This window comes from Flavobacterium sp. AC105, from assembly GCF_979258495.1.
In genome coordinates, this window is record NZ_OZ409860.1 from 2,383,645 (window position 1) to 2,396,020 (window position 12,376).

General features: G+C 33.2%; 11 protein-coding genes. 6 read left to right on the forward strand and 5 right to left on the reverse strand.

Features of this window, described 5'->3' with window-relative positions:
* Positions 1–36: 36 nt before the first annotated feature.
* Positions 37–3,318, reverse strand: a complete 3,282-nt coding sequence (locus tag ACZ0AH_RS10150; protein WP_463475684.1) for a CheR family methyltransferase — start codon at positions 3,316–3,318, stop codon at positions 37–39.
* Positions 3,319–3,493: 175 nt separating this feature from the next.
* Between ACZ0AH_RS10150 and ACZ0AH_RS10155 the strand changes: the two genes are divergently transcribed.
* Positions 3,494–3,733 (forward strand): hypothetical protein, encoded by a 240-nt coding sequence (locus tag ACZ0AH_RS10155; RefSeq protein ID WP_463475685.1) that lies wholly within the window; start codon positions 3,494–3,496, stop codon positions 3,731–3,733.
* Positions 3,734–3,786: 53 nt separating this feature from the next.
* Here ACZ0AH_RS10155 and ACZ0AH_RS10160 read toward each other — a convergent pair whose 3' ends face one another.
* The 4 genes from ACZ0AH_RS10160 to ACZ0AH_RS10175 form a co-directional block, all read right to left on the reverse strand.
* Positions 3,787–4,161 (reverse strand): response regulator, encoded by a 375-nt coding sequence (locus ACZ0AH_RS10160; protein WP_463475686.1) that lies wholly within the window; start codon positions 4,159–4,161, stop codon positions 3,787–3,789.
* A 518-nt stretch (positions 4,162–4,679) separates the two neighbouring features.
* Positions 4,680–5,492: an SDR family NAD(P)-dependent oxidoreductase gene (locus ACZ0AH_RS10165; RefSeq protein ID WP_463475687.1), complete on the reverse strand. Its 813-nt coding sequence runs from the start codon at positions 5,490–5,492 to the stop codon at positions 4,680–4,682.
* A 166-nt stretch (positions 5,493–5,658) separates the two neighbouring features.
* Positions 5,659–6,291 carry a TetR/AcrR family transcriptional regulator gene (locus ACZ0AH_RS10170; RefSeq protein ID WP_463475688.1) on the reverse strand — a complete coding sequence of 211 codons (633 nt, stop codon included), beginning with the start codon at positions 6,289–6,291 and terminating at the stop codon, positions 5,659–5,661.
* 358 nt (positions 6,292–6,649) lie between these two features.
* A complete protein-coding gene (locus tag ACZ0AH_RS10175; RefSeq protein ID WP_463475689.1) occupies positions 6,650–6,991 on the reverse strand; it encodes a winged helix-turn-helix transcriptional regulator in 342 nt (113 codons plus the stop codon).
* Between the two features lie 333 nt (positions 6,992–7,324).
* On the opposite strand from ACZ0AH_RS10175, the gene ACZ0AH_RS10180 reads away from it, so the two are divergent.
* The 5 genes from ACZ0AH_RS10180 to ACZ0AH_RS10200 all read left to right on the forward strand — a co-directional run bounded on the left by ACZ0AH_RS10180 (position 7,325) and on the right by ACZ0AH_RS10200 (position 12,325).
* Complete coding sequence (locus ACZ0AH_RS10180; protein ID WP_463475690.1) at positions 7,325–8,068, forward strand: SDR family NAD(P)-dependent oxidoreductase; 744 nt, start codon at positions 7,325–7,327, stop codon at positions 8,066–8,068.
* Between the two features lie 382 nt (positions 8,069–8,450).
* A complete protein-coding gene (locus ACZ0AH_RS10185) occupies positions 8,451–9,467 on the forward strand; it encodes an alpha/beta fold hydrolase (RefSeq protein WP_463475691.1) in 1,017 nt (338 codons plus the stop codon).
* Between the two features lie 76 nt (positions 9,468–9,543).
* Positions 9,544–9,951, forward strand: coding sequence for an organic hydroperoxide resistance protein (locus ACZ0AH_RS10190; protein ID WP_463475692.1), 408 nt, complete (start codon positions 9,544–9,546; stop codon positions 9,949–9,951).
* Between the two features lie 609 nt (positions 9,952–10,560).
* Complete coding sequence (locus ACZ0AH_RS10195; RefSeq protein ID WP_463475693.1) at positions 10,561–11,577, forward strand: sensor histidine kinase; 1,017 nt, start codon at positions 10,561–10,563, stop codon at positions 11,575–11,577.
* Complete coding sequence (locus tag ACZ0AH_RS10200) at positions 11,558–12,325, forward strand: LytR/AlgR family response regulator transcription factor (RefSeq protein ID WP_463475694.1); 768 nt, start codon at positions 11,558–11,560, stop codon at positions 12,323–12,325. The genes ACZ0AH_RS10195 and ACZ0AH_RS10200 overlap by 20 nt, the downstream gene beginning before the upstream one ends.
* The last annotated feature ends 51 nt before the right edge of the window (positions 12,326–12,376 follow it).

The following is a 12,376-nucleotide window of genomic DNA, read 5'->3' on the forward strand; positions in this document are numbered from 1 at the left end:
AAAAAAAAAGATACCGTTTGAGGTATCTTTTTTTTGTTATAAAGGCAAATAAATATAAAAAGTTGTGCCTTCATTTATTTTACTGAATGCTTTTATAAACCCGTTATGATTGGAGACAATTTTTTTAGATAAGGTTAATCCCAGACCGCTCCCGTGATATTTGTCGTTGCTGTGTAATCTGTAAAAAGGGTCAAAAACCCGTGATGCATATTCCTGATCGAAACCAATACCATTATCAGTCACACAAATTTTTATGTAATTATGATCTTTTCTGCCTCCAATTTCAACAATTTCTTCAGTTGATGGATGCCTTGTTTCTATTTTAATTTCCGGTGTCGTACCGTTTTTTGCATATTTTATAGCGTTCAGAATCAAATTAGTAAAAAGCTGTTGTATTTGATATTGAATTATATTTAATTGGGGAAATGGAGAAATTGTAATTACTGCATTTTTTTCGGCAATTGTCTCTTTTATGTCCGCAACAGTTTTTTTCAGGAGTAGATTTACATCTGTTTTTTTAAATTCTTTCTCCAAAAAGTTAATTCGCGAATAATCAATAAGGTCAGCTATTAACTGGCTCATATTGGTTACGGCAAATAACATTCGTTCCAGATTATGTATGCTGGATTCTGATAAATCTTTTTCATTATCAATAATACGCTGGCAAAACATATGAATTTTACGAAGCGGTTCTTGTAAATCGTGACTTGCAGCCGAACTAAAAGCCTCGAGTTGATCGTTATAATTTTGTAATTCTGAATTTTTTATCGTTAATAATTCATTGGTTTTAACCAAATCTGTAATATCCTCGAGAGCCAGAAGAATCATTCCGTCCGGTTTAGCATTCAAGATACGACGTGCGTTTACCATCATGATTTTTTTGCCAATTCCTTTGCAGGTAGTATCTACCAAAAAATCTTCAATAGATGCTTTTTCAGGAAGCATTTTATAAATCAGATCTTTAAATTCAGGCACATCCCATTGACAATCTCCAATTTCAAAAAAGGAATGTCCTTCGATCTCTTTTTCTGTAGTTTGAAAATATTTATAAAAAGAAGGATTCGCACTTTTTACCAAAAAATCTTTATCAATAATCAGCAAAGGCTCACGAATGGTTTTAAAGATAGATTCAGAGTAATTCCGCATCGAAATCAATTGTTCCTGACGGTCTAATAATTCATCATTAACACACATCAATTCTTCATTATTCGATTGCAATTCCTCAGTCGAAGTTTCTAATTCTTCATTCATTGCCTGCAGTTCTTCGCTGCTGCTTAATAATTCCTCATTTGTAGTCTGAAGTTCTTCAAAAGCTGTTTGCTGTTCTTCGGTTACACGTTTGATATCCTCACGAAGCTGCGATAATTCGTTTTCAAGTTCCTTTATACGCTGTTTGTCAGAATCTTTTCTGTTGGCTTTAACATTTTCATCCAGCTCCGGAAGTGGTTTTTTGTAAAAAAGAACCATGATATGTTCCTCATCATTCGGAATAGAAACTACTTCAAAAGAAACCAGATAAGGCTGATCTTTAACGACTACATTTTCTTTAAGTACATTTTGTTTGTCTTTTTTTATTTTTAAAATAGAATTGCGAAGCTCAAAACTAATGCCTTCACGCGCCATTTTTAAAATATTAAAATTTGGTTTTCCCGGAGAAGGCAACAAAAAATAACTTGTATCTCCATGAAAATGGACAATTTCAAGATGCTCATTAATAATAACACTTGCCGGAGTATATTTCAGGAATAAGATATCCGAAGCTATTTTTCTAAAATCAGCTTCGGGAGCGCTCTTTTTTTGCTGCAATTCTACTCTTTCGCGTGTATTGATATTCGAAGGTTTAAAAGCTTCGGGAATATAACGGGCGGCGGCAAATTTGCGTGTATATATTTTTTCCTGTTTGGCCAATGGCTCAAATAAATTTTGTGCATTTGTCGTTGTTTCTGATTTCCCAAGAAACAAAATTCCTTTTTCCTTAAGTGAATAATGAAAAGAGCTCAATACCTTATTTTGCAAAAAAGGATCAAGGTAAATCAGTACATTTCGGCATGAAACCAGATCAATTCTGGCAAACGGAGGATCTTTGATAAAGTTATGTACGGCAAAAATGCACATATCGCGTATCACTTTATTAATGTGATAATGACCATCGCGTTTTACAAAATAATTTTGAAGCCTTGCCGGAGAAACATGTTGTACATCCTGGGCAGAATATAGTGCCGTTCGCGCTTTTGTGATGCACTTTTGAGAAATATCCGATGCAAAAATCTGAACTTTTATGTCCTTATTGTTTTTTTCGACCAAATATTCGTGAATGCTAATCGCAAGCGAATACGCTTCTTCGCCGGTTGCACATCCGGCAACCCAAATACGTAAATTGTTGTTTACCGTATTTTGAATTAATTGCGGAAAAGCAATAGTTGGCAAAGATTCAAAAAACTTAATATCCCTAAAAAAATAAGTTACAGGAATCAGGAAATCATTAAACAAAAGATCCTGTTCTGTTTTATTATTTCTAAGAAAATGGAAATAATCTTCTAAAGTTTCTCTGCGAACCATGACCATTCTTCGGGCAATACGTCTTCTTATGGTAGGCTGTTTATAATGGCGAAAATCATTTCCTGTTCTTAAAAAGATAAGGTTTAAAATCTGATGCAGTATTTCTTCCTCGTTTTTCGGAATATGTTCTTCTTCGCTATAACCATGATTAACGGTATAACTTTTATGAATTTGTAATAATTGTTCCGGAATAAATTCCGGTGCGAGCACATAATCTACAACATCAGCATCTATCGCACTTTGAGGCATTCCTTTAAACGAAGCCGTATCAGGATTCTGGGCAATGGTTACGCCTCCAAGTTCTTTTATTTTTTTTAATCCAAAGGTTCCGTCAAAAGCGGTTCCAGATAAGATTACGCCAATTGCAAAAGTTTTATGAACCTCAGCAAGAGATTCGAAGAAAATATCTATGCTAGCATTTTTTTTTTCGCCTCGTGTTCTGGTATGCAATTTTAGAACGCCGTCTTGTGCGACCAAATTATTGTTTTCCGGAATAATATAAATGTTGTTGGGGGCCAGATTTATATCATTGATAATTTCATGAACAGGAATTTCAGTATGCTGAGAGAGAATTTCAGTCAGATTACTAGGATAGTCAGGCGACAGGTGCTGTACGAGTACATAAGCCATTCCGGAATTTTCGGGTATGGCTTTCAGTATTTTTTTAAATGCATCCAGTCCTCCGGCAGACGCGCCAATGCCGACTACGGGAAAATCCTGTTCTGTTTTATGGGGTGCTTTCATTTCAGGAAGTTTCATGGTATGTAAATTTAAATCAAAGGTAAGAAGTCTTGTACGATAAAAAAAGTCAGTTTTCTAAATATGGAAATGATATAAAGTTGCTTTTAAAAATTGTAAAATTTTAAGTTTATTCTTTCTAAAATTTGCGATATAACACGGTTTAAAATTTATTAATTACTTAAAAATCAATATTATGAAAAGATTATTTGTAACATTCGCAATGCTTGGCTGTATCGGATATGCAACGGCACAGGATACTCCTAAGTCTACTAACAAGGGTAACACCCAATCAGATACAATTAGAAGCCATCAAGGTACTAAATCTACTGTTGATAAAACACATAAGGTAGATTCAACCAAGTCTCCGATGAAAAAGAGAAAAACCACTAAAACTACTAAGACTACTAAAACTACCAGAGATAGTATTCAATAGTTTATGGCACTTTTAGCTGTTTAGAAAAAGCCTGTTATACGGGCTTTTTTTTATTATATTAAATTCTCCAAAAGTTTTTTTAATATATTGAAATCATTTGGTTTAACATAATAATCAGATGCACCCAGATCGCGTACTTTAGCTTTTACTTCTGAGGGTATTGAGGTCGAAAATATAATAATGGGAATGTTTTTTATAAATTCTCTTTTTTTAATTTCAACTAATAATTCGATTCCATTCATAATTGGCATATTAATATCGAGGAAAATAACATCTGGCTGGACTTCTCTATTTATAAGTTGCTGCAAAGCCTGAATAGGGTTATGAATAGCAGTATAAGCAGCAGAAGAGACTTCGGCAAGTGCTTCCAGAAAGAAGTCACAATCATCAAAGTCATCATCTATTTGTAAAATGTTTTTATACTTCATAATTATTCTGTTTGTCGTTTATTTGGTTTTAAAGACAATATTTAATTGCTATTTGTCACTACAAAAATAATTGAAGTTGGGTGGATTGCGTAAGAATTTTGTCATGATAATTTGATTTTATGGGTCAAAAAAAGCTTGCTATAAATAACAAGCTTAAAAAAAAATGTAGGCTTATTAATCTACTAATATAAGGTTGTTCAATGAATTTGCATGATGTAAGGCTGTTTCAGATTTGTTATCCCGAACACAGTCTTGGTCATCACAATGTATTGCACAATTTGAATTCAAAATTATTATTCCAAAAACTACTAAAATAATTTTAAGATTCAGCATTTTCATAAGATTTATCTTTAATTAGTGTAATTAATTTTGATAAATGTAAAGTCATCATTTAGGATTGATTTATATAATTACGTTTTTATGTTACATAATTCCCATGTTAAGAAATAATTTGCTAAACATAAAAAAAGGGCAAAACCCTAAAGCTTTACCCTTTTTCAACTAAATCAGAAATGTATTTATCCGTGAGCTGCTACAGAAACATCAGCCCATTCTTGCCATGTGGCTAATTTTTGTTCGTAGGTTTGTTTTGCAAATGGAAGCGCCACTTTTCCTAAAAATAGGCGTAAAGGCGGATTTTGAGCCTCTACCAGTTTAATGATTGCTGGTACGGTAGCTTCGGTTTTCCCGAAAGTATCAGGATCATGGCCTTCTGCAATGGCTTTTCTGATTCCGTCATAAGCATCGATACTTTCACTATTAAATCCATTACCCCAAATATCTGTAATATAACCATTTGGTTCAACCAAAGTTACGTTGATGCCGAATTGTTTTACTTCTGAAGCCAAAGTTTCAGTAAGACCTTCAACAGCGAATTTTGAAGCATTGTAAAGACCTAAATTTGGTAAAGTAGTAATTCCTAAAATAGAAGAAACCTGAATAATGTGTCCGCTTTTTTGATTTCTCATAATAGGTAAAACCGCTTGTGTCAACCATAAAGTACCAAAGAAATTGGTTTCGAATTGTGCTCTTGCTTCTTTTTCGCTCGCTTCTTCAACAGCGCCGTTTAAAGCATAACCGGCATTATTGATCAAAATATCTATTTTGCCAAAGTGCTGTTGTACTTTTTGTACAATTGCAAATGACTCTTCACGATTGTTTACGTCTAATGTAAGAGGTAAAATAGCATCGCCGTATTTTGCTTTTAAATCGTTTAGACTATCTATATTTCTGGCTGTTGCAGCTACCTGATATCCTTTTTCTAAAAATGCTACTGTCCAGGCTTTTCCAAATCCTTTTGATGCTCCTGAAATTAAAATTGTTTTTGACATGGTGTTTTTAATTATTAATTGTTGATTGTAAATTGTTAATGAATTATTAGTTGTGAATTATTAGTTGTGAATTATGAGTTATGAATTATTGTTATTGATTTTTGCTATTGAATTTTGTAATTGTCATTAAAAATGACTTATCGGTCATATTTTTGATAAAAAAAAATTATAGGCTGTTTTCCTCTATAATAGATTTTAGGGTTTTGGTAATTACTTTCATCTTCTCGTTATTGCCGGACATTCTTGAAATTAAGTGACCGCCTTCCATCATGGCAAACATAACTATGGCAAATTCTTCGGCATTCCAATCCGGTTTAAATTCTCCGTTGGCAATTCCTTTGTTGATACTGCTTGCCAACAATTGTTGATTAGCATTACAGCCTTTATTGATTTTCTCTTTTACAACAGGATTAGTATCATCAGCTTCTGTTCCAAAATTCAATAACGGACAACCGCCGGTTAGGGGAGGATTTACAGCATTGCTAAAGAAATTGATATAGGTAAATAATTCTTCCTTTGCTGTTTTGCTCTTACTGATTTCAAGTAAAAGTTTGTCTCCCAAAACTTTCATATTATGATCTACAGCGGCGCAAGCCAGGACATCTTTGTTTTCAAAATGAACGTACATGCTTCCTTTAGACAATTTGGTAGCCTCCATAATATCACTCATTGCCGTTGCAGCAATCCCTTTTGTATTGAATATCGGGGCTGCTTTTTCTATGATGAATTGTCTGGTTTCTTCTCCTTTTGTCATGATCGTTTTCAGATTACGAGTACAAATATATGACCGATTGGTCATATATGCAAGTTTTTTTATTTTTTTGTGATAAGTTTCACATTTAAGTTTGCTGTTCAATATAGGTTTCTATCTAAAATAATCTCGCAAAGCCTTAAATACGTTGGGTTATGTTCCACGCAGATTAAAAAAGATTTAAGCAGATTATTTTATAAAAACCGTTATTATATTTGTTATGAGGGATTTCTGGATTTTGGTAGAAAAGTTTCCACAATCTTGTCATTTCTGCAGAGAAGAAATAGCACTCGGAATTTCGGAACAAATATCGCTGTTCTTTGTCGAGTTTCTGGCGGAGATCCCTGTCATCCTGAGCGAAGTCGAAGGCTTTTTTAATTGGAATTTGGAATTTATTTTTTGGAATTTACTTTTCCACCTGGCTTTTAATATGTTTTCTATGTGAAATTCCCCAATTGATCATCTCGGTTATTATAGGCCCAAAAGATTTACAATAATCAGTAGATTCGTAAAGTATGGGAATTTTGGCATCGCGATCTTCGGTTCTTTTTACGAGGTTATTCAACTCCATATCTTTTAATTCCTTAGATAACATTCGGGAAGTTATACCCGGAATGCTTTGCTGAATTTCCTTAAATCGGTTATTGCCATTGCAAATAGAATTGATAATGGGCAATTTCCATTTTCCTCCCAAAACATATATTGTATCCTGAAGCGCCTGAACTTCTTCTTTCTGATTTCGTGCCATTGCTATTATTTTATACTAAGATATAAAAACTTTTTTTCGCCATATATTTTTCCTCACCATATAAGTAATTTAAGAAATATAAGCTTGCGCTGAAATTAAGTTTTTATCATGTAAAATTTTCACCATATAAATTATAGAAGAAAACATAAGATTGTTTGATATTTTACCATAATTATATAACCAAACATTAATAAACCGATCCAACTTTAAATGAACTTATATTATTTATATGGTGAGGAAAAATGTATGGAAAAACAGTATACTCTATGATACTGCTAAAAAAGCAATATGTTTTGAGATTTAACTTTGTCCCGTTAATTTAAAAACATAAAAATGGACAATTTAAAAAATAAAGTTGCCGTAATCACCGGCGGAAACAGCGGAATAGGTTACGCAACAGCCAAACAATTAAAAGAGCAAGGCGCAACAGTTATTATTACCGGAAGAAGAAAAGAAGCAATTGAAAAAGCAGCTTCAGAACTTGGCGTTACGTCAATCGTTGCGGATCAATCCAGTATTGCAGATATCGAAAATTTAGCTTCAAAAGTAAAAGCCGATTTCGGACCAATTGATATTTTGTTTATAAATGCCGGAATTACGACCAAAGGAACAATCGAAGAAGCAACAGAAAAATTATTTAATAGTGTTATGGATATTAATTTTAAGGGCGCATATTTCACTTTGAGTAGATTTATTCCTCTTTTGAAGGATGGTGCTTCAGTTGTATTTCTTTCTTCTAATACCGCAAGTATGAGTTATGCAGGAACTTCAATTTATTCTTCGAGTAAAACAGCTCTGAATTCTGTAGTAAAAATTGCAGCTTTAGAATTAGCACCGAGAAAAATCAGAGTGAATTCGGTTAGTCCGGGCCCAACAGAAACTGAAATAATGAAAAAAATAGGATTAGATGACGCTGCAGTTGAAACTTTAATGAATGCTATTGTTGATACGATTCCCCTAAAACAAATGGGAACCTCAGAAGATGTTGCCAAAATGGTTTCGTATTTAAGCAGTGAAGCCTCAAAATTCATCACCGGAGCCGATTTTATCATGGATGGCGGAATGGTTTTGGCTTAAAATTTTTGTTTCAGGTTTCAAGTTTCAGGTTTAACCGTAAAGGTCGCAATCCCGATAGCTATCGGGATATTCAAAGGTCGCAAAGTTGTATAGCTTTGCGATTTTTGCGTTTTCACTAAATCTGGTATAAAAAAATCTTTGCGGTTAAATTACAAAGTATAATCTAAAGCATTTCACAACTAACAACTAACAATTCACAATCAACAATCAACAATCAACAATTCACAATCAACAATTCACAATCAACAATTAACAATTAAGATTGTCCGTTTCAGGTTTTACTTCGTCCGTTTGAGCTGTTTTCTGATTGTACAACGATTGTTATCGGGATACTTTTGACGAAGAAATTAACTAATAATCAAAATATTAAAAAATAACAATCATGAAAACAGCACAAAAAAACAAAACCACTTTTGCCAATAGAACAGCTTATAAAATGCTTTTAATCGCAGTTTTATTTTTTACGATAACATTTGTAAATGCACAATCAGAAAAACAAATAACAACAAGTTCTTTAGGAACTTTAAAACAAATAAACGCCGGATTATTAAATGTAGGTTACACAGAATCAGGGTCTTCAAACGGAACTCCGGTGATATTGCTTCACGGCTGGCCTTACGACATTCACAGTTATAATGAGGTTGTGCCCATTTTAGCGGCAAAAGGATATAGAGTCCTTACGCCTTATTTAAGAGGTTCAGGAACAACACGTTTCTTATCAAAAGATACTTTTAGAAACGGACAACAAGCGGCATTAGCAAGCGATATTATTGCTTTTATGGATGCCTTAAAAATTGACAAAGCCATTATTGGCGGATTCGATTGGGGAGCAAGAACTGCCGTAGTTATGGCGGCGCTTTGGCCGGAACGTTTAAACGGATTGGTTTCTGTGAGCGGTTATCTGGTTGTAAATCTTGAAGCAAACCTAAAACCATTAACCCCGCAAGCCGAATTAGGATGGTGGTATCAATATTATTTTGCTACCGAAAGAGGAAAACTCGGCTACAGCCAAAATACATATGAATTTAATAAACTGATCTGGAAAATAGCTTCTCCGTTATGGAATTTTGACAAAGCAACATACGATCAAACCGCACAATCTTTTGATAATCCGGATCACGTAGCAATTGTAATTCACAATTACAGATGGAGACAATCACTTGAACCGGGAGAATCTAAATATGATAGTTTAGAAAAAAAATTAGCCACAAGACCGGCAATAAAAGTTCCAACCATTACAATAGCAAGTGATTTTGACGGCGCTTTCGCGGATGGAAAACTGTACGCTGACAAATTCATAGGGAAATACGAACACAGAATTCTAAAAGGAATCGGACATAATGTTCCGCAAGAAGATCCAAAAGCATTTGCACAAGCGATTATCGATGTAACTAAGTAAATTTTAAATTTCAATATAAATCAACAACTCGCATTATAATTAACAATCAACAATTAATAATTAATAATCAACAATTATGAAACAAGTATTATATACAGGAAAAACGCACACAACAGGCGGGCGTGAAGGTGCATCTCAAAGTTCAGATAATCAGTTAAATATTAAATTGAGTTCGCCGGGATCTTCACGCCCGGGAACAAATCCGGAACAGCTTTTTGCAGCCGGATGGTCAGCCTGTTTTATGGGAGCAATGGGAATCGCAGCAGGAAAAATGGGAATCAAACTTCCGACAGAAACTGCCGTCGATGCCGAAGTAGATTTATGTTTAACAGATGGAGAATATTCTCTGCAAGCGCGTCTTAATGTAAGCGTTCCGGGAATAGATCCTGAAGCTGCGAGAGCTTTAACAGATGCCGCACACCAAACTTGTCCGTATTCTAAAGCCACAAAAGGCAATATTAACGTGACGATTAATATTATGTAATAATTTCAAAACCTCTTCAATTGAAGAGGTTTTTTATCTTCCTGCAAGATTTTCAAAACCTTGTAAGTATAATTTTCAATAACGTGTAAAGAAAAATTGTATAAATGATACAAATCTATAATTCTGAAACTAAATAGTAGTTTTTTAAGGAACAAATACAAGTTTAAAATAGTTGGAATAAAAGTTTAAGTAATCCTATTCATTTTTATAATAATCAGATATTTAAAGATTTACTATTTTTTAAATCTATCCTAAAAAAGGTGACTAAAATAATCAGTTTTAAATACTTTTTCAAAAGATTTTCTTTTTAGAATTATCCAGTTATAAATAGAATATGATTTAATCCATTTTTTCGCAATCATAATTGGTAATTTTATCTCCTTCAAAAGGCAATATTAATGTTTAATTCATAATTAAATAATTATATATTTATTGTTTTATATTTTGATAATCAGATATTTTATGCACAATATCTCAAGTAATTAATGAATATAAAAAATAACTATAAAAAACATCATTTTTACAATTGTAAATCGAGTTTTCAATAGAAAAAACTTCTAAAATTATGCTATCTTTGAAAAAGCAAGATTAAAAAAACCACACCTAAAAATGGAAAAAATAAAACGCTTTCAGGTTTCCCGTAAGGTAATTTGGGGAAGTTCTATAGCATTGGCGATTCTTGCTTCGATACCCAAATTATTCGATGCGGATTCAACACCTGGAGACATTATTATAAACGCTTCGATTACGTTGTTATTTTCCATTTTTATATGGTATTACAACATTTATAGTTTGCCAAAATTTTCATCACAGCGCACCAATAAAACGTTATTCAACTGGAAACTTTTATTGAGTGTTATAATGGGTATTTTGGTCATGGTTATTTTGGTAATTGGACATCAGGAACTTTTTCAAATATCAAAAATGGACGCTCCGATCATGTTTGAATTGCGCGGTGTTTTAATTAATTTGATTGTTTATATGTTCCTGCATTTGCTTTTTCAAAATTATCAAACCCAGCAAATGGGCGTCGAATTAGAACGCACCAAAGCCGTAAATCTGGGCGCACAATACGAACTTTTAAAACAGCAGGTAAATCCGCATTTTCTTTTTAATAGCCTGAATACCTTAAAATCGATGGTGGATATTCAGGATCCTCAGAGTTCTGATTTTATTCTGAAATTATCCGATTTTTATCGTTTTACGCTCGAAAGCCGGAAGCTGGATTTAATTCCTTTAAAGGAAGAACTTCAAATTCTGGATTCGTATGTTTATCTTTTAAAAGCCCGTTTTGAAGACGGATTTGTTCTGGAAAACCAAGTCGATAAAAGACAATATGATTCAGCAGTTCCACCATTTACGTTTCAGTTATTAATCGAAAACTGCATCAAACACAATGTGGTTTCACTCGATAAACCTTTAGTAATCAAACTATATTCAGAAGGAGATTTTGTAGTAATCGAAAATAAAATACAATTAAAAAGAGGCGTATTATCAACGGGCGTAGGCTTGGATAATATCAATCAGCGCTTTATGCATTTGATTCACAAAGAAATTGAAATTGAGAAAAACGAAACTATTTTCAAAGTAAAAATACCCATGATTTATGACTATCATAATAATTGAAGACGAAGTAAAAACGGCCAAAGCACTTGGTCAGCTTATATTGAGTATCCGGCCAGATGCCCAAATTTTGTCGTATATACAGAGTATAGAAGGCGCTGTGGATTATTTGTTAGAGAATGACCAGCCCGATCTTATTTTTATGGATATTCAGCTTGCAGATGGATTATGCTTTGAAATTTTCAAAAACGTAGAAGTTTTATCGCCTGTAATTTTCTGTACAGCATTTGATGATTATGCAATTGAAGCTTTCAAATCAAACGGAATTGATTATGTATTAAAACCTTTTTCAAGAGAAAGTATTGCCCAGGCGATTAAAAAAGCAGGAGAATTGAAGAATTTCTTCCAAAGAAATAAAAAAGCGATGCCTGATTTTGATTATTTATTAACCAGAACGGGCGAAAATACTGGAAAAAGCAGCTTTTTAGTTTTTAAAAACAATAAATACCAAACCGTTTTAACAGAGAATATTGCGTTTTTTTATATCAAGAATGAAACGCCAACAATCATGACTTTTGATAAAGCTGAATACCAAATTGCACAATCTCTTGATGAAGTTCATAAACTGTTGTCGCCAATTCAGTTTTTTAGAATGAACAGGCAATATTTGGTTAATTTTTCGGCTATCAGAGAAGCAGAACATTATTTCTCGCGTAAATTAATCATCAAATTAACAATTCCAACCGAAGAAAAATTATTGGTAGGAAAAGACAAAGCAACTGCTTTTTTAAGCTGGTTAGAAAACCGATAAACTTAATGCCACAGATTAAAGGATTCAAATGATTAATCAATAGAATTTGTG